The organism is Pseudonocardia wallangbongensis (genome assembly GCF_054486945.1).
Genome location: NZ_JBRERS010000016.1, coordinates 1 through 26,411, shown reverse-complemented (window position 1 = coordinate 26,411; position 26,411 = coordinate 1). Strand labels below are relative to the sequence as shown.

General features: G+C 72.6%; 24 protein-coding genes. 8 read left to right on the top strand and 16 right to left on the bottom strand.

Annotated elements, in window-relative coordinates:
* Positions 1–3 precede the first annotated feature (3 nt).
* Entirely contained in the window at positions 4–540 is a 537-nt protein-coding gene (locus ACU436_RS37015) for a GNAT family N-acetyltransferase (RefSeq protein ID WP_459031765.1), read from the top strand.
* A 46-nt stretch (positions 541–586) separates the two neighbouring features.
* Here the strand turns inward: ACU436_RS37015 and ACU436_RS37010 are convergent, their stop codons facing one another.
* The 6 genes from ACU436_RS37010 to ACU436_RS36985 form a co-directional block, all read right to left on the bottom strand.
* Positions 587–1,141, bottom strand: a complete 555-nt coding sequence (locus tag ACU436_RS37010; RefSeq protein WP_459031764.1) for an AAA family ATPase — start codon at positions 1,139–1,141, stop codon at positions 587–589.
* Between the two features lie 576 nt (positions 1,142–1,717).
* Complete coding sequence (locus ACU436_RS37005) at positions 1,718–2,656, bottom strand: fatty acid desaturase family protein (protein WP_459031762.1); 939 nt, start codon at positions 2,654–2,656, stop codon at positions 1,718–1,720.
* A complete protein-coding gene (locus ACU436_RS37000) occupies positions 2,649–3,608 on the bottom strand; it encodes a pyridoxal-phosphate dependent enzyme (RefSeq protein ID WP_459031761.1) in 960 nt (319 codons plus the stop codon). The genes ACU436_RS37005 and ACU436_RS37000 overlap by 8 nt, the downstream gene beginning before the upstream one ends.
* Positions 3,609–3,634: 26 nt before the next feature.
* Complete coding sequence (locus tag ACU436_RS36995; RefSeq protein WP_459031760.1) at positions 3,635–10,804, bottom strand: non-ribosomal peptide synthetase/MFS transporter; 7,170 nt, start codon at positions 10,802–10,804, stop codon at positions 3,635–3,637.
* Positions 10,801–12,081 (bottom strand): diaminopimelate decarboxylase family protein, encoded by a 1,281-nt coding sequence (locus ACU436_RS36990; protein WP_459031759.1) that lies wholly within the window; start codon positions 12,079–12,081, stop codon positions 10,801–10,803. The genes ACU436_RS36995 and ACU436_RS36990 overlap by 4 nt, the downstream gene beginning before the upstream one ends.
* 281 nt (positions 12,082–12,362) lie before the next feature.
* Positions 12,363–13,028: a VC0807 family protein gene (locus tag ACU436_RS36985; RefSeq protein ID WP_459031758.1), complete on the bottom strand. Its 666-nt coding sequence runs from the start codon at positions 13,026–13,028 to the stop codon at positions 12,363–12,365.
* A gap of 125 nt (positions 13,029–13,153) precedes the next feature.
* Here ACU436_RS36985 and ACU436_RS36980 point away from each other — a divergent pair, with 125 nt between their 5' ends.
* Entirely contained in the window at positions 13,154–13,810 is a 657-nt protein-coding gene (locus tag ACU436_RS36980; RefSeq protein ID WP_459031757.1) for a TetR/AcrR family transcriptional regulator, read from the top strand.
* A 108-nt stretch (positions 13,811–13,918) separates the two neighbouring features.
* On the opposite strand, the gene ACU436_RS36975 is transcribed toward ACU436_RS36980, so the two are convergent.
* Complete coding sequence (locus ACU436_RS36975) at positions 13,919–15,409, bottom strand: hypothetical protein (protein ID WP_459031756.1); 1,491 nt, start codon at positions 15,407–15,409, stop codon at positions 13,919–13,921.
* 274 nt (positions 15,410–15,683) lie between these two features.
* On the opposite strand from ACU436_RS36975, the gene ACU436_RS36970 reads away from it, so the two are divergent.
* From ACU436_RS36970 to ACU436_RS36960, 3 genes are all read left to right on the top strand, one after another.
* Positions 15,684–15,812 (top strand): hypothetical protein, encoded by a 129-nt coding sequence (locus ACU436_RS36970; protein WP_459031755.1) that lies wholly within the window; start codon positions 15,684–15,686, stop codon positions 15,810–15,812.
* A 354-nt stretch (positions 15,813–16,166) separates the two neighbouring features.
* Positions 16,167–17,021, top strand: a complete 855-nt coding sequence (locus ACU436_RS36965) for a helix-turn-helix domain-containing protein (RefSeq protein ID WP_459031754.1) — start codon at positions 16,167–16,169, stop codon at positions 17,019–17,021.
* A gap of 5 nt (positions 17,022–17,026) precedes the next feature.
* Positions 17,027–17,425 carry a VOC family protein gene (locus tag ACU436_RS36960; RefSeq protein ID WP_459031753.1) on the top strand — a complete coding sequence of 133 codons (399 nt, stop codon included), beginning with the start codon at positions 17,027–17,029 and terminating at the stop codon, positions 17,423–17,425.
* A 295-nt stretch (positions 17,426–17,720) separates the two neighbouring features.
* On the opposite strand, the gene ACU436_RS36955 is transcribed toward ACU436_RS36960, so the two are convergent.
* The 3 genes from ACU436_RS36955 to ACU436_RS36945 all read right to left on the bottom strand — a co-directional run bounded on the left by ACU436_RS36955 (position 17,721) and on the right by ACU436_RS36945 (position 18,538).
* Complete coding sequence (locus ACU436_RS36955) at positions 17,721–17,939, bottom strand: hypothetical protein (protein ID WP_459031752.1); 219 nt, start codon at positions 17,937–17,939, stop codon at positions 17,721–17,723.
* 68 nt (positions 17,940–18,007) lie between these two features.
* Positions 18,008–18,157: a hypothetical protein gene (locus ACU436_RS36950; protein ID WP_459031751.1), complete on the bottom strand. Its 150-nt coding sequence runs from the start codon at positions 18,155–18,157 to the stop codon at positions 18,008–18,010.
* A gap of 117 nt (positions 18,158–18,274) precedes the next feature.
* Positions 18,275–18,538, bottom strand: a complete 264-nt coding sequence (locus ACU436_RS36945; protein ID WP_459031750.1) for a hypothetical protein — start codon at positions 18,536–18,538, stop codon at positions 18,275–18,277.
* 155 nt (positions 18,539–18,693) lie between these two features.
* Between ACU436_RS36945 and ACU436_RS36940 the strand changes: the two genes are divergently transcribed.
* Together ACU436_RS36940 and ACU436_RS36935 are read left to right on the top strand one after the other, a co-directional pair.
* Positions 18,694–19,170: a hypothetical protein gene (locus tag ACU436_RS36940; RefSeq protein ID WP_459031749.1), complete on the top strand. Its 477-nt coding sequence runs from the start codon at positions 18,694–18,696 to the stop codon at positions 19,168–19,170.
* Between the two features lie 38 nt (positions 19,171–19,208).
* Positions 19,209–19,427, top strand: a complete 219-nt coding sequence (locus ACU436_RS36935; RefSeq protein WP_459031748.1) for a hypothetical protein — start codon at positions 19,209–19,211, stop codon at positions 19,425–19,427.
* Between the two features lie 57 nt (positions 19,428–19,484).
* Here ACU436_RS36935 and ACU436_RS36930 read toward each other — a convergent pair whose 3' ends face one another.
* From ACU436_RS36930 to ACU436_RS36905, 6 genes are read right to left on the bottom strand one after another with little or no spacing between them, the layout of a single operon-like run.
* Complete coding sequence (locus tag ACU436_RS36930; RefSeq protein WP_459031747.1) at positions 19,485–20,432, bottom strand: LLM class flavin-dependent oxidoreductase; 948 nt, start codon at positions 20,430–20,432, stop codon at positions 19,485–19,487.
* Entirely contained in the window at positions 20,432–21,418 is a 987-nt protein-coding gene (locus ACU436_RS36925; RefSeq protein WP_459031746.1) for a cyclase family protein, read from the bottom strand. Before ACU436_RS36925 ends, ACU436_RS36930 begins: the two co-directional genes overlap by 1 nt.
* The gene (locus ACU436_RS36920) at positions 21,418–22,773 is read right to left on the bottom strand and encodes an MFS transporter (RefSeq protein ID WP_459031745.1); all 1,356 of its coding nucleotides are present in this window, start codon (positions 22,771–22,773) and stop codon (positions 21,418–21,420) included. The genes ACU436_RS36925 and ACU436_RS36920 overlap by 1 nt, the downstream gene beginning before the upstream one ends.
* 28 nt (positions 22,774–22,801) lie before the next feature.
* A complete protein-coding gene (locus ACU436_RS36915) occupies positions 22,802–23,545 on the bottom strand; it encodes an HpcH/HpaI aldolase family protein (RefSeq protein ID WP_459031744.1) in 744 nt (247 codons plus the stop codon).
* Entirely contained in the window at positions 23,542–24,447 is a 906-nt protein-coding gene (locus tag ACU436_RS36910; RefSeq protein ID WP_459031743.1) for a cupin domain-containing protein, read from the bottom strand. Before ACU436_RS36910 ends, ACU436_RS36915 begins: the two co-directional genes overlap by 4 nt.
* A complete protein-coding gene (locus tag ACU436_RS36905) occupies positions 24,447–25,331 on the bottom strand; it encodes a DUF6282 family protein (RefSeq protein ID WP_459031742.1) in 885 nt (294 codons plus the stop codon). Before ACU436_RS36905 ends, ACU436_RS36910 begins: the two co-directional genes overlap by 1 nt.
* A 148-nt stretch (positions 25,332–25,479) precedes the next feature.
* On the opposite strand from ACU436_RS36905, the gene ACU436_RS36900 reads away from it, so the two are divergent.
* Positions 25,480–26,229 (top strand): IclR family transcriptional regulator, encoded by a 750-nt coding sequence (locus tag ACU436_RS36900; RefSeq protein WP_459031741.1) that lies wholly within the window; start codon positions 25,480–25,482, stop codon positions 26,227–26,229.
* Positions 26,230–26,411 lie beyond the last annotated feature (182 nt).

Below are 26,411 nucleotides of genomic sequence, written 5' to 3'. Positions count from 1 at the left end.
ACCATGAAGATTCGGGCGGCCACCGCCGAGGACGCCGCGGCGTGCGCCGCGATCTATGCCCCGTACGTCACCGACACGGCGATCTCGTTCGAGACCGAGCCGCCGACACCGGCCGAGATGGGCGAACGGATCACCGCGGCGGAGCGCACACATGCCTGGCTCGTCCTCGAGGATCTGGAGTCCGGCGGCCGCGTCGTCGGCTACGCCTACGCCGGCCCGTGGCGCTCACGTTCCGCTTACCGGCGCACGTGCGAGACCAGCGTCTACATCGAGGCCGGCAGCCGACGCCGCGGTTCCGGCCGGGCGTTGTACGAGGCGCTGCTGGCGCGGCTCGCCGAGCGCGGCTACCGGACGGCCGTCGCCGGCATGACCGTTCCCAACGAGGCGAGCGTCGGGCTGCACCGGGCCTTGGGCTTCGAACCCGTCGGCACGTTCCGGGAGGTCGGGCGCAAGAACGGCCGGTGGCACGACGTCGCGTGGGCGCAACGGTCGATTGCGTCGGCGGCCGCCGAGGAAGCCGGTTCCGGCCCTCCGAGGTGACGCCGGCCGTCCGCCGCGACGGCACGCCCGAGCCGCCTCGGCGCGCTCAGATGATGTCCAGGCGCGGGAGCGTGGGCCACCGGTCGGAAGCCCATGCGGGCCAGCTCTCGAACGGTGCCGGCGGCGGAGGAGGTGAGCAACCTCGGAGCTCGCCGGTCGTGGGTGGCGTGAACGAGGTACGGAACCGTTCGTGGTCGTCGAGGGTCATCTCGAAGGTCTCCTCCGGAGCCGCGCGCCACCGCGCCGTTGCCCGCTCCCTGCGCTCATCCTCGGGAAGACTCACGTAGTGCAGCTCGAAGTCGGCGCCCGCGAGGTCGGCGATCGCCCGCAGGGCGTACCGCTCCTCGCTGGACCAGCAGCCGAAGTCGAGGATCACGGACCCGCCCGCGCGCAACACCTGGTGGGCAACCCAGATGAGCCGCCCTTCCAGAACCTCGCGCTTCCCGCCGAACTCGACCCACCGAACCCCGAACAGCGGCACCATCCACTCGTCGGGCGTCAGCCGCAAGGCACCGCTCGCCCGCTCCAGCTCGAGAGCAAGGGTCGTCTTGCCCGCCCCGGGCAAGCCGACCGTGAGATGCAACCTCGGCCTCGAACTCACGGACATCACCTTGCCCGCAGTGCCCAAGCAGGGCGCCATCGGGGTGGAGCCGGCGTATACCCGAGCGGCCGTCCGGCGTGGCCCGATACTGCGTGCTCGACACGACACTCCGGTGGACGCCACTTCCGCCTGACCGGAGCGTGCCGGACGGTCTTCTGCCGGGAGGCTGGATTGGCGAGTATCTGCCAGTGTGATCCTCTGGGCACACCTCTAGAAGTTCCGATGTCTGGCGAACGTATCAAAAAGGTGATCAAGCCAACTGCGTGCAACTTCGGCCGATCATTGGCGACCGATGTTCAGCATGCGGCCACTCCGGCGCGAATGGCTGGATCGAACTGAAACTCGACCAGGACTCGGGCGGTGGCTTTCTTGCCGGATTCGTCTACATGACCTGTGTTCGGGACGTCTGGGCTGGCAACACGCTCGTCCCGGTTCGTCGACGGGCCGACGCTCGCCGAGGTCCGGACCACACGCGGGCTGCCGCCGGAGCGGTCGGCCGCGGTGGCGGCACAGATCGACCGGGGCCTCGCCGCGGTCGCGGCGAGCGCACTCGGACGGCGCAGCTGCGAGATGGGATCACCGGGACCCCGCACCTTCGCGGAGCGCCCTCCAGAGCAGGAGGTAGAACTCGGGGTAGGTGCGCTGGACGTACAGCGCCCGGCGCACGACCTCGCCGTGCCGCTCCGGCAGCCGGTTGATCGGCACGCTCATCGCCGCGTGGTGCTCGATGTGCAGGTTGTTGCCATTCGTGAACCAGGTGCTGAGGCGGCTGCCCCGGATGGAGCGGGTGTTGCGGAGCACGTCGGTGGTGTTCGGGTCGCACAGGATGTGCTCGGGCAGCTCGACGAGGAAGTGCATCGGCACCGCCAGGACGAGCGGCAGCAGCCACAGCCGCAGCGGGTAGGCCCCCGCGCCCGCGAGCGCCACCGCGAGCGCGATGGCGGCCACGGCCCCGACCAGGACGTACTCCTGCACGATCTTACGGCGCATGTGGTCGGCGATCGGCCCGTACTCGTAGTGCCACCGCCCGGTGGCGGCGCGCGCGAGGTCACGGCCGACGTGCCACAGCCGTGCGTAGTCGAACAGGCCGACCAGCAGGTGGCGGGCGGTGAGGGGCGAGCGGGTGTCGAAGCCGAAGAACTCGGTGTCGTTCGCGGTGCCGAGGTAACGGTGGTGCTGCAGGTGCCGCACCCGGTAGTGGCTGTACACGACGAGCAGCGGGAGCCCGAGCGCGACGCCGACGAGGCGGTGCGGACCGGAGCGGCGGAAGCCCGAGTGATGCAGGCACTGGTGCTGCAGCTCGACGGCGTGGGTGAACATCGCGGCCAGCAGGACCACGCCGACGGCGATCGCGAGGGGGTGTTCCGCCAGCGCGAACACGATCCCGGATGCGGTCAGCACCACGAGGATCACGAGCTTGGCCAGGAACACCCGCTCGTCGGCCGCGGAGACACGCGCGCGGGCGAACAGCGGATCGGGCCGGTCCTGGCGCGTTCGCGGCGCGACCTCACTCATGGCGGGGCCTCGCCGGGGGGATGTCGCGGCCGCTGAGCAGGACGACGTGGGTGCCGTCCTCGAGCCCGGCGTCGCGGGCGTGGCAGAGCAGACCGGCGAGCGCGACGGCTCCCGCGGAGGTCGGCTCCGCACCGAGGGGACGCAGCGCCTCAGCCGCGGCGCGCAGGTGCCTGTCCGCGACGCCGTGGAACGCGCCGCCCGTCTCGGCGACGGCTTCGAGCGCCTCGGGCCCCTGCAGCGCGTGCCAGTTGACCAGCGGCTGGTTGTGGTCGGTCACCCGCACGGACCCGGGGTCCAGCGTGCGGTAGGCGCCGGGCCGGCTGGTGAGCAGCGGGTTGTTGCCCTCCGAGCCGACACCGTTGATCACGGTCTGCCAGCCCAACGCCCGAATCCGTCGGTGCGCAGCCACGATCGTCGTACCGTTGCCCGCGGGGATCCACAGCGCGGCCGGCGGCTCGGGCAGGGCCGCCGCGAGCGCGTCGACGACGATGCCGTGGCCGCGCAGCACCGAGTCCTGGTAGGGGCCGTCGACGTTGCCGTCCACCATGCCGCGCGCGGCACCGTCGGCGGCGAGGCGGCGCGAGGCGTCGACAGCGTCCTCGTAGCTCCCCTCGACCAGCTCGACGCGCGCGCCGGCCGAGCGCATCCACGCGCCGCCGTCGCTCCACCCGGAGGGCAGCGTCACCGTGCACGCGATGCCGGCGTCGCGGCACGCGATCGCCGTCGCGCGCCCGTAGTTGCCGCACGAGGCGAGGACGATGTGCCGGTAGCCGTCGGCCAGCGCATCCGCGACCACGGCGCGCGCCGCCGGTTCCTTGTGGCTGCCCGAGACGTACCTGGTCTCGTCCTTCACCACCACATGCGCCCCCGGCGTCAGCGCGGACACGTCGTACAGGGGCGTGCCGTAGGCGTCGATCGGCGCGGTCGGGGTGGTCGGTGACGCGTCCGTCATGTGGGGGTCCTCGGTTCGTCGGGAACTCAGCTGCGGCTCGGGAGGCTGCTGTCGGCGAGGCGTTGCAGGTCCTCGCGGTCGCCCAGCTCGTCGGGCGGGATGGCGTCGGGCAGCAGGTCCTCGATGCGCCGCACCGGCCGGAGGAACCAGCCGCGGACGGCCCACGCGAACTGCAGCACGCCGCTGAGGACGAGCAGCAGGGCGAGCCCGCGGGTGGCGCCGGTGCCCAGCAGCGGGCCGAACAGGTGCGCCAGGGGCGTGCCGGGCTCGAGCAGCGGCCGCACCACCGCATCCGCGAACGGCCCCACCACGAGGTAGCCCAGCGGCTCGGTCAGCAGCATCACGGTGAGGAAGAAGGACAGGACCCGGCCCTGCAGCTCGAAGCCGACCTTCACCTGCAGCAGGGTCATCCAGTGCGCGGTCGCCATCGACTCGCCGAAGGCCATGAGGAACATCCCGCACACGATCAGGACGGGCGAGGTGCTGACGCCGACGCCGACCATTCCGACGCTGCACACGCCCATGAACAGGAGCATCCCGTCGGCCCGGCGCGGGGTGCCGCCGGACAGCCCCATCACGAGGGCTGCGCTCACGGCGCCCAGGCCGCCTGCCGTCAGCGCGGCGCTGAGCGCGACGGGGCTCTGCTCGCTGAGCAGCAGCGGCATGATGACGGCGAACCCGAGCAGGTAGAAGACGTTGTCGACGATGAAGTAGCGCAGCGACGCGAGCAGCGGCGGCCGCCGGGCGACGTACCGCCAGCCGCCTGCGATCTCGCTCGTGAACGGCTCCTCGCGCCGCCGGAACAGGCGGTCCGGGAAGCGCACCGCGAGGACGGTCGCGATCGCGACGAGGTACGACCCGATGTCGACGGCGATCACGCCGCCGACCCCGATGACGTGCATCAGCGGGACGCCGAGCATCGGCGCGAAGACCACGCCCATACCCGCGCCCAGCTGGCTGATCCCGTTGGTCCGGCCCAGGTAGCGCTTGGGCACCAGCTGGGCGACGGCGGCCAGGTACGCGGGACGCTGGAAGGCGGTGGCCAGAGAGGCGGCCGTGACGGCGAGGTACACGTGCCACAGCCGCAGCCCTCCGCCGAGAGCGAGCGCGCCCACGATCGCCATCGCGGCCGCGGCGCCGACGTCGCTGGCCAGCATGAGCTTTCGCCGGTCCCACCGGTCGGCGGCGGCGCCGGCGAAGGGCGAGGCGACGATCCCCGGCAGCATCCCGAGCGCGGACACCACGGCGAACTGCGTGATCGAACCGGTCTCGCGGAACACCCAGATGCTGAGCACCAGCGCGGTGATCGCGCTGCCCAGCATGGACACCAGCTGCCCGCCCGCCACCGCGGCGAACCGGCGGAGGCCGGGGTCCGGGCCGCCGCGCGGCTCGCGGCCGGCGGGCGCCGGCTCGTCCGGGCCCGGCCCCGCCGAGGTCAAGGGGGGCGATGCGTGCGCGCGCAGCGCCTGCGCCAGCTGGGCGGCGTGGGTGCGGACGAAGAAGTGCCCGGCCCGCGGGATGACGGCGAGGTCCACGCTCTCGGCCAGCGGCTCCCACTCGCGGTGGCGCTCCTCGTACATCTCGGTGACCCGGTCCCGGCCGCCGACGAGGCTGAGCACCGGGGCCCGCAGCCGCGTCCGGCCCGCCCGCCGGAACAGCGCGGTGAAGTACTCCTCGGCCCCCTGCGCGTCGTGCCGGACGTTGCGCAGCACGAACGCCTGCTGCTCGGGCCCCCCGACATCGGTGAAACCGCCGCGGCCGCGCAGGTAGGCGAGGTATGCGCGGTCCGACACCAGCCGGTCCTGCGGGACGAGCCGGTAGAACAGGTCGAACAGCCGCCCGGGCAGGCGCGCCGTCGGGAACGCCGCACCGAGGGCCACCCCGGCCGGCTCGACCCCGTCCCGCTCGAGGCGCCGGGCCACGTCCACCGTGATCGCCACGCCAAGGCAGTGCCCGTACAGCAGCACCGGCCCGCGGAGCGCGCGCACCTCGTCCGCGATGCGCGCCGCCGTCTCGTCCACCCCGAGCAGCGGGTCGTCGGGACGTGCCCACTCGTGCCCGGGCAGCTCGGCGGCGTACAGCGCCCATCCGTCCGGGAGGGCGTCGGCGAGCGGCTGGTAGGAGACCGCGCTGCCGCCCGAGTACGGCACGGCCACGACGGTGACCCCGCCCGCGCCCGGATCCGCCTCCCCGCGGGTCAGCCGGTGCAGCAGCCGGTCCGGCCCCGCACCGCCACCGGCGGGCCCGTCCATCCAGGCGGCCACGGCGGCGACGGTGGGGTTCTGGTACAGCGTCAACAGCGGCGGCGGCGGGTCCAGCCGGCGCACGATGCGCAGGGCCGAGAAGGAGTCGCCGCCGAGCTCGAAGAAGTTGTCGTCGACGCCGACGGCCGCGTCGTCCCCGAGGCGGAGGACCGCACGCCACACGTCGGCCACCTCGGCCTCGCGGGGCGTGGGCTCGCGGTCCGCCAGAGGCTGCGGCGCCGGCTCGGGCAGCGCCGCGCGGTCGATCTTCCCGTTGGGGGTCTGCGGCAGAGCGGGAACGGCGACGATCCGGCTCGGCACGAGATGGACCGGTACGAGCGTCGACATCCGTTCCCGCAGCGACGGCTCGGCGGGCGGGGCGTCGGCGCCGCCGACGACGTAGCCGACGAGGTAGGCGTGGCCGCCCGGCCCGCGGTGCACGGCCGCCGCCGCGGCCTCGATGCCGGGCAGCGTGGCGAGCACCGCCTCGACCTCGCCGAGCTCCACCCGGTAGCCGTTGATCTTGACCTGCTGGTCCAGCCGCCCGAGGTACTCGACGACGCCGTCCCGCCGCCAGCGCGCGCCGTCGCCGGTGCGGTACATCCGGGCGCCGGGGACGGGGCTGAACGGGTCGGGCACGAAACGCTCGGCGTCGAGCTCGGGGCGCTCGTGGTAGCCGCGGGCCACACCGTCGCCGCCCAGGTAGAGCTCCCCCACGACCCCGGCCGGGACGGGCGAGCGGCGCTCGTCCAGCACGTAGACGCGGTTGCCCGGGAACGGGCGCCCGATCGGCAGCGGTGCGTCGTCCGGCAGGCCGTCGACGTCGCCGTCGAAGTACACGTTGTCCACCGTGACCTCGGTGACGCCGTAGGCGTTGACCACCCGGCCCCGCGGCCCCACCGCCTGGCGGGCCCGACGGAAGTCCTGGACGTCCCACTTCTCGCCGCCGCCGATGAGGAGCTCGACGAGATCCAGGCGCTCGGGGCGGGTCCCGGCGTGGGCGAGCAGCCGTCGGAGCACGGTGGGGACGAGCTCGGTGCAGGCCACCCGCTCGGTGCGCATCAGGTCGTAGAGCGCTGCCGGGTCCAGCAGGGTCTCCCGCGGGACGATCACGAGCCGGCCGCCGGTGCAGTGCGCGCGCAGGGTCTCGCCGACGAACATGTCGAACGAGAAGCTGGCCGCCTGCTGGTAGGTCCACTCGGCGCGGAGGCGGTAAGCCTGCTGCCACATGGCCGTGGCGTGCGCGAGGTGGCCGTGCTCCACCGTCACGCCCTTCGGCCGGCCGCTCGAGCCCGATGTGTAGATGAGGTACGCGGCGTCGCAGGAGCGCGTCACGGGCGCCGGGTCGGTGTCCGGCAGGTCCGCGATGCGCTCCCGGTCGCGGTCGAGCGCGACGATCTCGACGCCGGCGGGGACCACCATGGTCTCCGCGCGCGCCCGCCGGGTGAGCAGGATCGCCGGTGCGCTGTCCTCGAGCATGAAGCGCAGCCGCTCGGCCGGGTAGTCGGGGTCGAGGGGTACGTACGCGCCGCCGGACTTGAGCACGGCCCACATCGCGACGAACACGTCGGGGCCGCGGTCCAGGCAGATCGCGACGCGGACCTCGGGGCCGACCCCGCGTTCCCGCAGGTGGTGCGCCAGCCGGTTGGCCCGCCGGTTGAGCTCGCCGTACGACACGGTCTCGCCCCGGAAGGTGAGAGCGGGCGCGTCCGGGGTCTCCGCGGCGTGGCGCTCGAACAGCCGGTGCGGCGCCTCGGCCGACGGCTCTGCCGGGTCGGTCGCGCCCCAGTCGTGCAGGATCCGGTCCCGCTCGGCGCCCTCCGCCGTCCCCCGCGGCTCGACGACCGGCCGCGCGGGATCCGCGGTGACCTCGTCGAGCAGTGCCAGGAGCTGCTCGACCAGCCCGCACGCGGTGGCACGGTCGTACAGCTCGGTCGCGTACTCGAGGTAGAGGACGGGTTCGCCGGCCGGGAAGTCGATGCTGAAGGTGAGGTCCAGCTTGGTCCGCCCCGGGTGGGTCGAGCCCACGAACTCGACCGCGGCGTCGCCGCACCGGGCCACCGCGCTCGGCGTAGTGTGCACCATCAGGCTGACCTGGCCGAACGGGCTGCGCCCCGACCGCGCCGGGATCCCCAGGGCAGCAGGGAGATCCGCGAGCGGCGGGTCGTCGTGGTCCAGCGCGCCCAACACGGTGCCGTGCGCCCGGGCCAGGATCTCCCGGAAGTCCGCTCCGGCGGCGACCTCGGTGCGCAGCGGGACGACGGTGAGGTAGGCGCCGATCGCACGCTCGCTGTCGAGCTCGGTGCGGTGCGCGACCGGCGACAGGACGGTGATGTCGGACCGTCCCGTCAGGCGCGCGACGAGCGCCTGCAGGCCCGCGAGGAACACCGTGGCCGTGCTGGTTCCCGCCTGTTCGGCCAGCTCGGAGATCCGGCGGAACCGGCCGCCTCCGATCGGCGCCTCGACCCGGTCGCCGCGGAACGAGCGCACCGCGGGGCGCGGGCGGTCCGTCGGGATCCACACCTCGGTGTCCAGCCCCGCGAGCCGCTCGACCCAGTAGCCCGACGAGTCGGGCGAGGTGCGCGTGAGGTGCTCGGCGAAGCTGCCGGCAGGCACCGGCTCGCCGCCGGCGAGGGCGACGGCGAGCTCGTCGGCCAGAACGGCGGCCGACCAGCCGTCGAAGACCAGGTGGTGCACCGCCACGATCAGCTCGGCCTCGCCGTTCCCGAGGATCAGGGTGGCCGCCAGCAGGTCGCCCGCGGCGGGGTCGAGGACGGTGCGCCCACGGTCGCGGCGCAGCCCGTCGACGTCGGCACCGTCGGCGCGGTGCACCGCGATGGGGACCGGCCGGGCCTCGGCGCCGAGATCCATCACGGGCTCGTCGCCGTCCTGGTGGAAGCGCGCGCGGAGCGCGTCGTGGCGGCGCACGACCGCGTCGAGCGCGGCCTGGACCGCGGCGGGATCCGTCACACCCACGAGCCGGTACCGCACCCCGATGGTGTGCAGGGCGGTGCCGGGGTGCAGCTGGTCCGCGAGCCAGGTGTCGCGCTGGAACCCCGTCATCCGCGACGCCGCGCGAGCGGGGGCAGCCTGCGGCTCGGGCGCCTCGCGCCCGGCGACCAGCGCGGCGACGCCGCGCACCGTGACCGCGCCGTGCAGCTCGCCCACCGCGGGGCGCACGCCGAACCGACGCGCGAGGCGCGTCGCGATCTGCACCATGGCCAGCGAGTGCGCCCCCAGGTCCAGCAACGGGCTGTCGAGGTCGGGCTCGGCGCCCAGCACCTCCCCGACGATGGCGCGCACGTCGCGCTCGGTGCCGGTGCCCGCACCGCCGACCGGCTCCACGGCCGGCGCGAACGCCCGGTGCAGGGCCGCGACGTCCACCTTGTCGCGGTCGGTGCGCGGGAGGACGGCGACCCGCCGGAGGTGGTGGGGCACGCTGTACGCGGGCAGCCGCCGGCCGGCGTGGCGGCGGACGTCGGCGAGCACCTCGTCGTCCCGGCCCGCGGCCCCGGCGTCCAGGACCAGGTAGCCCACCAGCAGCCCGCCGACGGGGTCGAGGTCCACCACCGCGTCGTCGACCAGCGGGTGTCCGAGGAGCACCTGCTCGACGCCCGCGCGCTCGATGCGGTGGCCCTGGACCTTGAGCTGCCGGTCCATGCGCCCGAAGAACGCCAGGCGCCCGTCCGAGCGCAGGCGCACGCGGTCGCCGGTGCGGTAGAAGCGCCGGCCCTCGGCGTCGGTGCCGAAGCGCTCGGCCGTGCGCTCCGGCTGCCCGAGGTAGCCGATCGCCACCGTCGGGCCGCCCAGCAGCAGCTCGCCCGGCTCGCCGGCGGGGACGTCGTTCCCGGCCTCGTCCACGACCCGCGCGACGACGCCGGGCAGCGGGCGGCCGATCGTCGGCTCCTCGGCGTCGGGTTCTGCGCCCGGCCCCGCCAGCTCGTCCGTGGTGGCGGTGACCGTGGTCTCGGTGGGCCCGTACTCGTTGACCAGCCGCACGTCCGGGCGCATCGGCAGGCGGCGCCACTTCTGCACCCGCTCCGACCGCACCTGTTCGCCGCCGATGGTGACGAGGCGGACGGTCGGCGGGAGTGGAAGCCCGTCCCGCTCCATCGCGTCGACCATCTCGTGCCAGAACGCGGTGGGAAGCATGAGCACGGTGATCGACAGCTGCGCGCAGCGCTCGACGAAGCGGTCGATCGACAGGACCATCTCGTCGTCGCGCAGGACGATGGTCGCCCCCGCGAGCAGGGGTGGGAAGACATCCTCGATCGACGCGTCGAAGGCCAGCGAGAAGAACTGCAGCGCCCGGTCGTCGGGCGTCATCTCGAAATGCGCGACGGACACCCGGGAGAAGTGCTCCAACGCCCGCAGCGGGACGGCGACGCCCTTCGCACGACCCGTCGTGCCGGACGTGTGGATCACGTAGGCCGGCAGTCCGTCGCCGGGCACCGTCGCCTCGCCGGTGCGCGCCGCGGGGTCGGGCTCCGCTGCGGGCCGCGGGGTCGGGTTCTCCCCCGCCCGCGCGGAGAGGCAGGTCAGGCCGGCGCTCGCGAACTGCGGGTACCGGTCCGGGTCGGCGACGCACAGGCCGGCGCCGACGTCGTGCACCATCTCCGCGAGCCGCTGCGGCGGGTCGGCGGGATCGAGGGGGACGAAGGCCGCCCCTGCGAGGAGCACCCCCAGCATCGCAACGATGTTGTCGGCCTCGCGGACCGCCGGGGTTCCGACCGGCTCCCCGGAACCCACGCCCGCAGCGACGAGCAGCTCGGCGACGCCCTGCGCCGCGGCGACGAGCTCGCCGTAGGTGAGGACACGGTCGCCGTCGACCAGGGCCTGCGCGGAGGGCCGCTCGGCGGCGCGCGCGACGATCTCGTCGACCAGCCCCGGTCGGGCGCGGCCGGGGCCGTCACCCGGCGGGACGGCCGGGTTCCGGGCGATGCGGATGGTCACTGCAGCACCGCCGCGGCCTCCAGCCGGTCCGCGGCGCAGCGCAGGGTCGCGAAATAGTCCTCGACGGTCTCCGCCCGGCGGATGCGCTCGACGACCCCGTCGGAGTGCAGCAGCAGCTCCTGCGGGCGCAGTCGCCCGCCGTACGTGTAGGTCTGGGACAGCGCGTGGGCGCCCGTGTCGTGCACGAGCAGCAGGTCGCCCTCGACGGTGCGCGGGAGGACCCGCTGGATCGCGAGCTTGTCGTTGTTCTCGCACATCGAGCCGACGACGTCGACGGTCTCGAGACCACGCCCGTCGCCATCCGGTACGGACACGTGGTGGTAGGCGTCGGGATACATTCCCGGCCGGATCAGCCCGTTCATGCCGCAGTCGACGCCCACGATCTCCCGCCATTTGGTCATCCGGTTGAGAACACGGGTGACGAGCACCCCGTGCGGCCCCATCAGGTACCTTCCGGATTCGAACAGGACCCGCAGGTGCCACGAGTGTTCGCGCTCGAATGCCAGCACCCGGTCTCGGATTCCGGCCGCCAGCCCGGAGAGGTCGAACTCCCGTTCCTCCGGGCGGTACGGGATTCCGATTCCGCCGCCGAGATTCACGAAATCGATGCGCACCCCGACCCCGTCCCGGAGCCGGAGCGCGCTTTCGAGCAGGAGGTCGAGATTGCACAGGAAGGAGTCGGGCGTCTGCAGGTGCGAGCCGAGCATGATGTGCAGCCCGTACGTGTGCGCGTCGAGTCCGTACGCCTTCGCCGCCACGTCGTGCAGGCGGTCGATCCGGATGCCGAACTTCGACGACTCGCTCCCACCGAGGTGCATGTTCTGCACGGACGCCGACCGGCCCGGATGCACGCGGAAGCAGACCGATCGCGGCCGCGCCCGCATGGCCACGAGCTTGTCGACGACGGTCTCGTCGTCGACGGTGATGATGGCGTCCGCACCGAGCGCGGCGGCCAGTTCCTCGCAGCTGGTGTTGTTCGAGGTGAAGGAGATGTCATCACCCGCGGCGCCGGCCTGCCGGGCGGCCACGAGCTCGGCGATCGAACTGCAGTCGAAGCCGAACCCGTGGCCGGCCAGCAGGCGCAGGATCTGGGGGTTCGGCTGCGCCTTGACCGCGAAGTACTCGCGGAAATCCAGTCCGCGGAACGCGCGGTTGAAGCTGTCGGCGGTGCCGTGGACGCCCTGCACGTCGTAGATGTGACACGGAGTACCGAAGTGGTCCGCGATCCGCGGGAGCACCGGAAGAAGACGCCGACAAAACTCATCGCTCATAGGCATTCCGGAATTATTTCCTTCCGCGCCGGAGCCACCGGTGGACGCATTTTGTGAGCACTTCGCGAAGACCAGTGAAGATTACCGACGGACAGTAGACACCAAATTACGGGCACCGTACCGACGGCTAACGAAGTAGTGAAGGATCACATTTCCAGAACTCTCATCGCCGGGTCGAGCCGGCACCGAGGCCGGAGGCGTAGGAAATGGCAAAGCCGCCATCGTTGTCGGCGGTGCCTGGCGCCGCCGCGCAGCCGTCGACCGCGACCCCGTGAACCCGAGCGCCATCAGGACGACCCGCCGCCGATCTCATGTTCCCCGCGCGGGTCGCCTGGGCCGACCCGGCGTGCACCCGGCAGGAGCACCGACAGGGCGGGGTTGCGGCGGGCTGCCCGGGAGACGTACACGGCGTTCCAGACCGCGATCGCGGCCATCGCGATGATCATCGAGGCGGTGGAGACCCCGACCGCGATCTCCAGCGGCAGCAGGTAGATCAGTGGGATCCGCAGTACTGCCTCGGCCACCAGTCCGAGGCCCCAGCCCAGTGCACTGACCCGGAAGGCGCGACGGGCTCCGGGCTCGGTGCGGTACAGCGCGCCGAGGGCCTGGGCCTGGTGAGGTTTCCAGGCCTGCGCTCCCGCGAGGGTCATCGGATGCTCACCGAGCAGGCTGGCCAGGAACACCGCACCGATCGTGGCGGTCGTGAAGGAGTCCTTCAGCAGCACGAACCGAGGTTCGCCGCCGACGAAGGCGAGCGCGAGGCCGACGCCGAACAGACCAAGCATGATCGCGGCGAACCAGGAGACCCGCCGGGTCCACACCGCCACGGCCACGAGCCGGAGACCGGCGACGGCGGTGGCCGCCAGTAGCGCGGCCCAGTCGGAGGCCGCGAGGGCGTGCAGCGTGTAGTAGGCCGCCAGCGGGAGACCGATGTCGGAGGCCAGACCGAACAAGGCGCTCCCTCGCCGAGGGGCACCGGACGGCGAAGCGGAGGGCTGCCTCACGGGACTCTCCCGTCGTGCTTGCGCTCACAAATCAATACCAATGTTATATATCGCTGTGATGGTATCGTCAAGGAGTGAGTCCCCGCTCCGCCGACCCCGCCGTGCGCACGGCCCTGGTCGAAACCGCCGCCCGCGTCGTGGCCGCCGAAGGACCCCGCGCGCTGACCACGCGACGCCTGGCCGCCGAGGTGGGCACCTCCACGATGGCGGTCTACACCCATTTCGGGAGCATGGACGAGGTGCGCCGCGCGGTCCGGCGAGATGGCTTCGCCCGCCTGAACGCCGACCTCGACGCAGTGCCGCGCACGGAGGACCCGGTGGCCGATCTGGCCGCGGGCGCAGCCGCGTACTTCACCAACGGGCTGGCCCACCCCGAGCTGTACCGGGCGATGTTCGTCGACCGCCCCCCGGTCGACCAGGACGACCCGGGCTCGGAGACGTTCGCCCGCATGGTCGACGCAGTCCGCCGCTGCATCGACGCCGGTCGGTTCGACCGGGACGAACCGACCCTGGCGCGGGGCTGGGCCGCCGAGATCTGGACGATGTGCCACGGCATGGTCAGCCTGGCGCTCGCCGAGCTGCTGCCCCCCGACCAGGTCTCCTTCCTGCTCGCCGACATGACCCACCGCCTCGTCGTCGGCTTCGGCGACGACCCGCGCACCGCCCGGAGCTCCGTCGAGCAGGGACACGGGGCACCGCCCAGCCACCCCGGTGACGCCACCACAGCCTGACCGAATGGCCGTGCAGGGCCCCGACGCGGCACGGCCGGCAACCGTCAGGACGCCTCGCCGGCCGTACCTGGCGATGTCACCCGGTCGAGCACCCTTGCGCGCGGTCGGTCAGGGCACGCGCTGCGCGACCTGGTCGAGCACGGCGCGGTTCACCGCGCACGGGTCGCCCGACGTGGTCGTCGACATCGCGGCGATCCCGCGGGAGAGCTGAACCGCGCTGTAGCAGTCCGGTGCGTCGTTGGACTCGTTGGTGCCCAGCTCCTCCGCGCCCGGGCGTCCCCCGAACCGGGCGGGGACGGCGCCAGGGCGGGCCGCGGGATCGGCGGAGAACGTCTGGTCCGCCATGCCCCAGACCAGGAGCGAGTGCATGTCGCCGGCGTTGAACTTGCAGCCGACGGCGAAGGGGTCGTCGGGTCCCACCGGCATCGGCACTGGTTGGCGCGGCGTCGCCGGCCGCACGCCGGCGGGGTAGTCCGGCCAGCCCACGACGGTGCAGGGGTCGAACGGAGCACCGGCCGACTCGACCGTCGGCGGCGGGTTCAGGTCGCCCAGCGCGAGCGGCGGCCCGGGCGGCGCGCCGCGCGGTGCGGGCACCAGCACCCCGGCCGCCGCCTCGGCCAACCCGTCCACGTGACCGCAGTCTCCGGCGACCTCGACGGCCGGAACGTCGGGCGGCATGCCGGGGTTGCCGGCCAACACCACGTCCGACGGCGCGAACACCACCTTGCAGACGTTGCCGAGCTCATCGCGGGCCGCCGGGAAGCCGGCAACGGCGTCACCCCCGACATCACCGGCCGACTCGAGCGTGAGCGCGACCGATCCACGCACCCCCTGCGAACCCGACGCACCGCGCGCGGTGACCGTCACGTCGCACCCGAAGGGCTCCATCCCGCCCACCGCGACGCCCACCGCGTCGGGCGGCAGGCCACCGGACAGGGCCGGCACCATCGCCGCGGCCAGCGCGCACGGGTCGCTCGCGGCGAGGTCCAGCGCGGGGGTCGTCAGACCAGCGCTGCGCAGCGGGGGGTCGGCCATCCGCGGCGCGATCGCCGTGGCGTACTCCCCCGCGACGTCGCACGGGGGCTTGTTCGCGGAAACGCTGTAGACCGACACCTCGATGCCCCACCGCTTCTCGTCCGGGTCGCCGATCGGGAGGCTGTAGGCGCATTGCACGTCGTCGCTCTCGCGCACCTGCTGCAGTTCGGCCCCACCGGCCTCGATGGGCGATCCGCCGGGGGTGGGCACCAGCCGGAACACGTCGAGCGTCAGCTCCCACTGCGCCGCCCCGCCCCGTTGCTTCATCACCAGGCGGCAGATGCCGAGCTCGCGGTAGGGCAGCAGCTCGTCGGGGTCGAAACCGGTGACGCGGGCCGCTGCGGCGACATCGTGCATCGCGCACATGTCCCATGACCGCACGTGTGCGAACAGCTCGGCATCACGCTGCTGCTCCGGGTCGAGCGGCAGGCCCCCACCGGGAGGAGCGGCGACCGGCTGCGCGGGCAGCGCCGCACCCGAGACCGGTGTCGCGCACGCCCCGACCAGCACGGCAAGTCCCACCAGCACCGCCACGGCCGCCCGCGGGATCACAGTGGCACGCAAGCTCGCCCACCTCAGCTGTGACTCGGGCCCGGAGGCCGCTCGGGTTCGGTTGCGCCGCCGCCGCGCCCTGCTCTGCACCAAGCTCGTTCACGAGGCCGGAAGATCGAACACCCGCGCGATCCTGCAGACGACTGCAGCGAGCGTAGGGCGCCGGGGGCAGCGGCACCGAGCGCGTGGCGAAGACTCGCCACACTCATGGCCAGGGTCGTGATGCACTTCCACGACCTACGCCACACCCCACGAGATCTGGCTCGTCGAAGACCAGGTGCCCCGCGTGCTGCGCCTGCAACACCTCGGGCACAAGCACAAGGACATCGACGACGTCTACGCCCACGTCACCCCAGCCATGCGCGAGAGGATGCTCCCCGTCCGCTCCCCGCACACGCAGACGGCCCGCCGATGAAGATCATCGACAGGCCGTCTGACCAGGCAAAACGCGCTGTGGGCGATACTGGGATCGAACCAGTGACCTCTTCGGTGTGAACAAGCCACTGCGCGTACAGCCCGTCTCACGTGGACTCTCCCATCGCCTGCTGACCAGCAGGAACGCCGGCGTCCAGCACGGCTACTGTCGCAGGAGTCTCACACCATCGCAGGCGAAAGCAAGCCTCGTGGCTACCAACCCGGCTACCGTGATCGTCAGGTTTCACGCCCAAACGGCTCGAGCTACGCCTGTGTGGCTGCCTGCCCGGCGGCTCCGGCTTCTGCCGTGCCAGGGGGAGTCGAGCCGAGCAGAGCGTGCCCGTACCGTTGGGCCGTGCCCGAGCGTCCGGCCGAGGTCGAGTGGGTGGTGCGCCGCCCGGATCCGGGGCTGTGCGCACTGATCGCCCGTTACATCGGGTACCGACAGCACGGTGTCACGCTCGACGTCCACCGCGGTCTGCCTAGCCGGCACGTGACGGTGATCGTCAGTTTCGAGGAGCCGGTCCGGCTGTTGGAAGGGCCCGGCTCGGGGCGAGGGCCTGCCTCTTTCCAGGCGTTCGTCGGCGGCTTGCACGCCGATCGGGTGCTGATCGCCCAGGACCGTGTGCAGGCCGGGGTGCACCTCGAACTCAACCCGCTGGGCGTGCGCACGCTGCTCGGGGTCTCTGCATCCGAGCTGACCGGCAGGGTGGTCGACCTCGGGGACCTGGGCCGACCGGGTTTCGCGACCCTTCCCGACCGGCTGCGCGCGGCGCCGGACTGGGCCGCCAGGTTCCGCGTCCTGGACGAGGTGTTGCTCGCTTCGGCTACACGGGTCAGTGTGCGTCTGCCGCTGGAGGAGATCGGGTGGGCTTGGCAGCGTCTGGTGCGGACTGGTGGTGGGTTGCCGGTTGCTGAGCTCGCGGCCGAAGTGGGGTGGAGTCGGCGGCATTTCTCCGAACGGTTCTCCCAGGAGGTCGGGCTCAGCCCGAAACGGGCCGCCCGAGTGGTCCGGTTTGGGCGGGCGGCAGAGTTGCTCCGCCGCCTGCCGCTCGGCGGGCTGACCGACGTCGCGCAGCGCTGCGGCTATGTCGACCAGGCGCACCTGACCAACGAGTGGCGATCGATGGCCGGCTGCACGCCGCGCACCTGGCTCGTCGAGGAGTTCCCGTTTCTCCAAGACACTGAGGTCATGGGTGGGTCAACGTAGGCCGCATGACCGATACTCAGCCCACCGTATGGCCTGCGCTGCGCTACGACGACGCACCCGCCGCGCTGCGCTTCCTCGTCGATGTGTTCGGTTTCCGTGAGGCGCTCGTGGTACCGGACGACAGCGGTGACATCACCCACGCCGAGCTGCGCTGGCCCGAGGGTGGCGCCGTGATGTTCGGCTCCACGAAGCACACCGAGGGCGGCCACGAGGAGATGCGCTCTGGTGTGGGATTCGTGTACGTCGTGACCGACCACGTGGACGACGTGTACGCGCGGGCCCGCGCGGCCGGCGCGGACGTGACCCGCGAGCTGGAGGATACCGACTTCGGCTCGCACACGTTCTCGGTGCGCGACCCGGAGGGCAACCATTGGACGTTCGGCACCTACCGCGGCGCGGCCTGATCGACACCGCTGCGAGCCCAGTCCGCGCACGCCCGTCTACTCCTTGGCTACGAACAGCTAAAGATCAAACTGGGAGAGTGCCGGTTGGAGATCAACTTCAGCGGCGGAAAGTGCGCTGTTGCGCCCGGGCGGCGGGTCCTCCGCGGGCGAGCCGTCGGGTGATGGTGTTGATCGCGGCCCAGCGGATCATGGCCTCGGACAGGGCAGGGTCGGCGCCTCCGCTCACGAGCCACCTTCCATCCGGCGCGCCGACCCCGACATCCTCACCCACTACGAAGCCCAGCTGCGCTCCACGTCAGACGTCAAGTTGCGCCCGGCGTTGCCGGCTGGCGATGTGTGTCCTGTCAGCACCCGGTGACCCGGGAGCGCGCAGGCCCGCGGCGCACGTGTCGCCGTGCATCCGGCCGAGGTCCCGCTCGACCTGCACGGCTGCTCCGCGGGCCGCCGCCAGCAGCTCCGCCTCCTCCGCCGGGCTCATCCGGTTGCTGAGCGCGGAGATGTGGATCGCCGCCACGAGCGGGCAGTACCAGCAACTTGCAGCAGGCGTCTCAGACCATTGTGCAATCAGTCATTCACTTTTGATCATTGATTGGTCAGGACATCCGCAGTTGTTCCTGCCTCACCCGCAGGTTCCAGCCCGACGGCGACCACAGGAGCCGGCTCCACACCGCGCGTCTCCGGCAGCACGGCCACGGCGACCGCGCTCGCGAGCGCGACGACCACCAGAGCCACGGCGAGGAGCCATGGCGCACCACCGGCCGCCGCGACGAGCTCGACCGCGATGATGGGTGCGGGCCCGGCCAGTGCGGCGCCAGGGATCTCCCGACCGAGGGCGAACCCGCTGAACCGCTACGCCGCTGGGAAGAGCTCAGCGAAGTAAGGCCGCCTGCGACCCGAACATGCGAGGCAGCCGCCGCCGAGGGCGAACGCGAACGCCAGGACGATCAGCGCGGTGTTGCCGATGTCGAGCAGCCAGAAGAACGGGAAGGAGATCAGGGCGCAGAACATCGACACGGCGAGGTAGATGGGCTTGCGCCCGGTCCGGTCGGAGAGCTTCCCGACGAGCGGGATGGCCACCGCCCCGACGGCGCAGCCCACGAGCAGCGCGAACACGGTCGGGACGACAGGACAAGATTTGAACCTGCGTCCCCTTGACCCCCAGAGATCCGCCCGCCGGCCAGGATGCGCACCTCACCCCTCTGATTCTGGCCCGCGTCAGCGATCACGAGCCCGGCCATCTCCGCGCTCGCCCGCTCGTCGGGACGTTGGTGGGGGCACCGCCCGCGGACGCCGTCCGGGAGCTGCACACGCCGGTCGTTCAGGACCGCCCGACGGGCGACCCCGTCCGAGTGCCGGCGGCGTGGGCACCCGCTGACGCGTGCACGCTGCCAACCGCGGAAAGGCCGCTGCGGGAGGCCGAGTTCGCCGCGCTGTTCGCCACGTCGCTGCGCGGGATGGCACGGCCGGCGCCGACGTGGCTGCGGCTGAGCCTCGATGCCGGACCCGGGGTGGAGGCCAGGACGGGGGACCTGACCGTGCGGGAGTCCTCGTGCTGCTCGTTCTTCGACTTCCGGCTTACCGCCGCCGATGGCACCTTGACGCTGGACGTGCGGGTGCCCGAGGCGCGGATCGCGGTGCTGGACGGGATCGCCCGTCAGGCCGACGCCGCCCGTGTCGCCGTGGGGACGGGTTCGAGGGCGGCTGTTTCGTCGCGATCACCTACGTCGGCGCCACCTCGGAGCTGAGCCTGGCCTGAACGTTCTCCGACGTAGCCAACGGCCTGATGGCGGTGCCCAACCTGCTCGGACTGCTGGTGCTGTCCGGCATCGTCGTCACGGAGACCACGAGGTACTTCTCCGAGCCCGACTGGAAGCAGCCCGACCTGATCCACGCTCACACCACCGAGCTCCCCGTGTGCCGCCCATGCCCCCTCGCGCGCCACGACACGCCCGGTGCGGATACCGCTGAGAGGCGACCCCGGTTGTGGCCCGAGCGTCGGTGACAACCGCGGTCACTTCACCGAGTCGGCCGAGTTGGGAGGTCCACGAGCCTCGCGACCTCACACGCCACGGCGGGATGCTCGGCCGGGTTCGGACCGGACGGGCGCGAGCGCGGGCAGGACGCGGTCGCCGATCGCCTCGACGGTCTGCAGCGCCACGTCGGTGGGGACGCCGAGCGGGGCGACGCGCAACTGCACGCTGCTCACACCCGCCTCGCGGAGGCGTTCCAGCCCGTCCCGCACCTCGTCGGGGCTGCCGACCAGGACCGGCTCGGCGTCCCCCGCCTCGCCGCCGATGTCCCATGCGGCCCGGTCGCGGTAGTAGGCGCGGACCCGGTCGAGGTACCGGTGGGCCCGCCCGCCGTCCGCGTGGATGACGCAGAGCCGGTTCACCGCGACCTCGCCCGTGCCGCCTGCGGCCCGGTACGCCGCGGCCTGCGCCACCACCAGCCGGTCCGAGTAGTTCGTCGCGCCGTACCAGCCCTCGGCGAGCCCGAGCGCCCGCCGGACGGCGGCCGGCCCGCGCCCGCCGACCAGCACCGGGGGGCCGCCCGATCGTCGCGGACCCGGCACCACGTCGGGGCGCTGCCAGAGCTCGCGCAGCCGGACCAGCAGCTCGTCCAGCATCCGGCCACCCGGCAGGTCCGGGCCGCCGAACGCGCCGCGCAGCGCGTCGCCACCCAGCCCGATCCCGAGCGTGAGCCGACCGTCGCCGAGCTGGTCGAGCAGCGCGGCCTCCACCGCCAGCCGGTCCGGGTGCTGCGCACGGGCGAGCAGCACCCCGGTCCCGAGCCCGAGCGTGGTGCGGGCCGCCAGGTGCGCGAGCACCAGCAGCGGTGACGGCAGGTGGAACGACTCCGGTCGCGGGTGGTAGCTCTCGCCGAGCCACACCGAGTCGAACCCCGCCACCTCAGCGGTTCGCAGCAGCGGCTGCGCCGCCCGGACCTGGGCGGCGACGGGTCCCGCCGCCGCGTCGCTGCCCAGGTCCAGGGCCAGTCCGAGGCGCATCACTTGATCGCGATCGCATTGCTCGGCGAGCCGGCGCCGCCGGCCAGGTTGAGCGGGGACGCGGTGAGCAGGAACTCGTAGCGCCCGTCCGCGGCGCAGTCGGCCGCCAGCTCGTCCAGGGCCCACAGCTCGCCCATCGCCATGCCGAGCAGGGCGATCAGCGGGCGGTGGATCATCCCGTTGTGGTCGGGGCCGCGTTCCGGCTTCGGGAGCCCGTCGACGACGAAGTCGGAGTCCTGCGCGGGGAACCGTTCGACGCCGGTGTTGTCCGCGGCGACCATCGCGACCCGGTGGTCCCACAACCAGCGCACCACCGCCTCGGTCTGGGCGAGCCCGGGCGTGGAGCGGGCGGAGTTGAGCGCTGCGCGCTCCCGCTCCGTCAACGCCAGGTAGCGCCCGGCCCAGCCGGTGCGGATCAGCAGCAGGTCCCCCTCCTCGAGCCGGACGCCCTGGGCGTCGGCGACGGCGTCGAGGAGGTCGGCGTCGAAGGCCGTCGGGTCGTTGAGCTGCAACGGCCTGCCCTGCGCCGCGAGGTACCGGTCGACGTCCAGCAGCACGCCGCGGCCTACGATCCCGGCCTGCGCGTAGTTCTGGATCCCCAGGGTGTCGCCGTCGTCGGTGATCTCCTCCTTCGCCCGGCCGCCGTAGAAGCCGTGCTCGGGGTGCCCGACGTGGCGCAGGGAGTCGATCTGGGACGACGACTGCAGGTAGAAGGAGTCCACCCAGTCGTCGCGGTGGTACGGGTTGTTCGCGAACGTGTGGTGCCGGGCGGGATGGCGGGTGCCGGAGGGGTAGGGCTCGAAGGCGTTCACCGGGAAGTCCAGGTTGAACCGCGTCCCGGTGCGAACCAACCCCGCGGCGCGCACCACGCGCTGCGGCGTGAGGAAGTTGAGCGTGCCCAGCTGGTCGTCGCCGCCCCACAGGCCCCACGCCGAGCCCGCGGGCGCGTCGGTGCGGGCGAGCAGCTCGTCGTACGTCGGGGTCATCACGGCACCACCCCTTCGGCGGGTTCCGCCGCGGGTGCTGCGGCATCGTCGGTGTCGTCGGCGAGCATGTTCTTGCCCCGCGTCTCGGGGAGGAGGTACGCAGCGGCGAACGCCGCCAGGCTGAGCACCGACATGAAGGTCGCCAGCAGCCACGGCCTCCCACCCGCCGCGGTGATCAGGCCGAACGCCGTGACCGGGGCGATCGAGGCGAGCAGGGCGGTGCTGAGCTCACGGGACAGCGCCACGCCGGTGTAGCGGTGCCGGGGCTCGAAGAGCTCGGCGAGGAACGCGGCCTGCGCGCCGGTCAGCGCCTGGGTGAACGGGGCCATGATCAGCACGTGGGCGGCCCAGAAGGAGACGTCGGCGCCGGCCAGGATCAGCATGAAGTACGGGAAGCTCCCCACGGCGCCGAGGGCCGTCATGACCATGTACACCGGGCGGCGCCCGTACCGGTCCGACAGCCGCCCCGCCACCGGGACCAGGACGAACGCGGCGATCGCACCCAGCAGCGAGCCGAGGAGGACGCCGGTGCGGCTCACCCCCTGCTCGACCCCGAACGTGAGCGAGTAGGTGGAGCTGACGTGCGCGTTGAAGGCGATCGGTGCGGTGAGCAGGACCGCGAGGAACAGGGTCCTCGGGGACTTCCGGAAGATCGCGACGAACGGGATGCTGTGCGACTCCTTGCGCTCCCGCAGATCCTTGAACACCGGTGACTCGGACAGCCGCAACCGCATGACCAGGCCGATGATGACCAGCACGAAGCTGACCAGGAAGGGCAGCCGCCAGCCCCAGCTGTACAGCTGCTCGTCCGGCAGCTGGAACACCGTCAGGCCGACGATCGTGGCCAGGATGATGCCGCCGTACACGCCGGTGCCGGGCAACGACGCCCAGTACCCGCGCCGCTTCGCCGGGGCGAACTCCGCGACCATCACGAACGAGCCCGCGAACTCCGCGCCCGAGCCGAGGCCCTGCAGCAGCCGCAGCGCGACCAGCAGGGTCGGGGCGAGGATCCCCACCGACTCGAAGGTCGGCAGCACGCCGATCAGGGTGCTGCACAGGCCCATCATGACCAGGGTCAGGCTCAGCGCGGTCTTGCGGCCGAACCTGTCGCCGATGTGGCCGAACACGATCGCACCCAGCGGCCGGGCGATGTACCCGGCGCCGAAGGTCGCGAGGGCGGCCAGCGTGCCCGCGGAACCCGAGAAGGACGGGAAGAAGATCGTCGCGAAGATCAGCGACGCCGCCTGCGCGTAGACGAACATGTCGTACCACTCGAGGACGGTGCCGACGACGGTCGCGGGGATGAGGGTTCGACGCTGCTGGTTCCACGACGTCGTCGTCGAGGGGGCGTTCATGGAGTGACTCCAGTCTGCTCGAGAAGGGCTAGGAGGTGGCCGCGGACGCGCGGCGGACGGCGGCGACCGTGTCGACCGCGGCGGCGGCCAGCATCGACGTGTCGTTGGAGCAGACGACGAAGGCGTCGCCCGCGTCGAGGGCCGCGCCCGCCGCGGGAGCGGAGGCCGCCGCGGAGCCGACCGGCACGCCCGCGTCCCGGGCGGCGGCGCGCGCGGCGGCCAGCAGGTCGGCCACGTCGCCGGTGCCGACGTCCATCGCCAGGTCGGCGGCGCCGAGGAACACGGCGTCGACGCCCGGGACGGCGGCGATCCGCCCGGCTTCCCGGATCGCCCGGCCGCTCTCCAGCTGTGGGATGCAGAGCACCTGCTCGTTGCCGTACCGCACGTACTCCGCCCGGGACAGCCGACCCCACCAGCCCGCGGGACCGGTCGAACCCGCTCCGCGCGTGCCGTGCGGCGGGAACCGGCACGCGCGGGCCACGGCATCGGCCTGGTCCGCGGTGTCCACGTGCGGCACGAGGACACCAGCGGCGCCCGAGTCGAGCACCCGCTGGATCGTCGACGCGGTGTGGTCGGGCACGCGCACCAACGGCAGCACCCCGGACGCGCGGGCCAACGAGATCATCGTCTGGACGGTTCCGAGGTCGAGCAAGGTGTGTTCGAGATCGACCACCACGAAGTCGAAGCCGGCGTGGGCCATGATCTCGACGGTGGTCGCGGAGCTCAGCTTCACCCACGTCCCGAGCGCCGGTGCCGGCAGCACGTCGCTCACGGCGCGGGGTACTCGTCGGCGTTGAGCACCCAGCCCGGTCTGGCCGAGAAGTCGCGCCGCGGTGGCGCGAAGATGTCGACCAGCTGGTTGAGCCCGGCGCCCACGGCCTCGCTGGTGTGCACCGTCGGGGGCGGGATCACCGTGACCGACGGGCTGGGGAGGGTCTCGTGGACGTCCTCGCGCCAGCGGGAGCGGGCGGTCGTCCACGGCGTGCGGATGTGGTGGGTGAACTCCCCGCGCACCGCCAGCGAGACCTGCTCGAAGTCGTCGTGGTGGTGCGGCGAGAGCTTCTCGGGGTCACGCGGGCCCTGGTGCGGGTAGAGGAAGTTCACCATGAACGAACGGGTCCGGAAGATCCGGCCGAAGCGGTCGGGGCTGCGTCCGATCTCCCCGACCGGGTAGACGCGCAGCCGGTCGCCGTCCACCGGGGCGGGCCAGCGGTCCTCGATCGCCACCCGCGGGTGCGGCTCGGCGTACGACGCGGCGTTGGCGGCTGCCGCCGCCACTCCGGGGGCGTCCGGCCGGAACAGCCGCACCAGGTGCGTGGCGGCCGCCGCCACGACCTCGCTGTCCCCCGGCGGCACGACGATCAGGCCCTGGCCGGCCAGCTCCACCTCCGCACCGCCCGCGCGGACGCGGGCGGTGGAGATCTCGTGCGGCAGCAGCACCACGTACTCGTCGGTGTCGCCGGTGCGGGCGAGGACCTCGCCGGCCACCGCCTCGGTGTGGGCGAGCACGACGTTCTGCGCCCGCACGAACCAGGTGCGCGAGCCGAGGTCGCTCACCGCGGTGGGCGGGGTGGCGGTGAAGTCCGCGAACTCCGGGGCTGCGATGCCCTCGTCACCCGCCTGCCGGTCGGCGGTCGCGAGCTGGGAGCGCGGATCGCTCGACGTGTACGCCATCAGTCCTCCAGCCCGAGGAGGAAGGCCGGGTTGTCCCGGGTCATGCGCTGCAGGTCCTTCTCCTCGACGCCGAGGTCGAGCAGGATCTCGCCGACCCGCAGGAACGCGTCGACGGGCAGTTCCCGGTTGGCCTGCCCCAGGTCGGACGCCAGCACGGTGCGCTCCGGACCGATCGCGTCGATCCAGTCCTTGAGGATCTGCGGGTCCCACCTCTTGGTGCCCTTCGGGTCGTACATGGAGACCTCGTGCTCCACGTACGACCCGAGCGCCACGATCCGGCGGGCCTGCTCCGGCTCGGCCCCGATCACGAAGTTCGGGTGGCTGACGACCAGCCTCCGGACGCCGCGCGCCTTCGCCTCGGTGAAGACCTCCTCGATGCTGTCCGGGTCCATGTGCCCGCCGGAGAGCAGCGCGCCGCTCTCGGCGACGAGACCCAGTACGTCGTGGAGCTCGTCGAGCAGGCGGCCGTCCTCCGTGCGGATGGGCACCTCGACGTTGCGCAGCTCGACGGTCGCCGTGGGGAAGCCGGTGCCTTCCGGGTGGCAGTCGATGTGCCGGCCCGAGGAGAAGGTCGGCAGCCAGACCGCCTTGCCGCCCATGCGCAGCGACATCTCGACGGCGAACGGGTTGACGCCGCCGACCTGGTTGTTCATCGCGATCCCGCCGAAGGCTCGGCAGCTCGACCCGGCGAGCTGGTCCTTCATCGACAGGATGTCCATCACCGTGTTGTGGTGGTGCGACTTGCACAGGATCCCCCGCATCCCCAGCCGCTCACCCGCGTCACGGGCGGCCTCGGCGTGCGTGAAGCGGCGGGGGAACGGGCTCGGCCCGGAGTGCACGTGGAGGTCGACGGATCCCCAGAGGATGTCGGTGATCGCGGTCACTGGAAGGCTCCTCGTCTCTCTGCTCTACGCGAGACGTTGTATCGCCTGTCGGATGCAATGACCACAATGCGACGAACACATCACACGTTTGCGGAGATGGCATCCTCATCGTGGACAATCTGCGCGCTCATCCCCCATGATGCGGAACATGACCGAGGCAACCGAAGCCGGTGGCACCGATATCCAGGTGGTCACCCGGTGCGCGCAGGTGGTGCGGATGTTCTCCTACGAGGACCGCACCGTGCGGGTGGCGCAAGTGGCGTCCGAGCTCGGCGTCGGGCGCACCACCGCCCACCGGTACCTGGCGTCACTCGCGAACGCGGGTTTCCTCGAGCGGGACGGCGACCGCGGCTACGGCCTGGGCCCCCTGCTCGCACACGTGGGAACCTTGGCGCTCAACGGGTTCGGGGTGGTCGAGATCGCCGACCCCTACCTGCGCGACCTGGCGGACGTCGCAGAGGAGACCGCCGTGCTCAGCGTGTGGGCGGGCCGCAGTCCGGTCGTCGTACGCTGCCACGAACCCGAGAACCGCGTGCTCAACATCTCGATCCGGGTCGGTCGCACCCTGAACCTCGACGCCGCACAGGCCGCGGTCTTCCTCGCCCACCGGACCGACCGCGTCGACGCGCTCCTCGACCAGCTCGACGACCCCCAGGCCGAGCGGATCCGCCGGCGGATCGACGACGTGCGGCGAACAGGTGTCGCCGTCAGCGACACGATCAACGTCGGCGTGCGCGTCATCGCGGCGCCGGTCCTCGACCACGAGGGGGTGATCGTGGCCACTGCCGCGATCATCGGCACCGTGCACACGCTGTCCCCCGACCTGAACTCCGGCAAGGTCCTCGCGCTCCGCGACACCGCTGCCCGCCTCTCGTCGGCGCTGGGCTTCACGCACTGACGCAGCAGACGGGTCCGGTCGTCGCGGTCAGGTCCGGGCTCTGCCGGCGCGCCGTGCTGCCGGGATGGGCAGGGGGTCGGTGCCGGCTACGACCCGGTTGCGGATGGTGCCGATGCCCTGCACGGTCATCGAGACCACGTCCCCGACCCGCAGTGGCGGTGGGTCGGCCCGGCTGCCGCGGC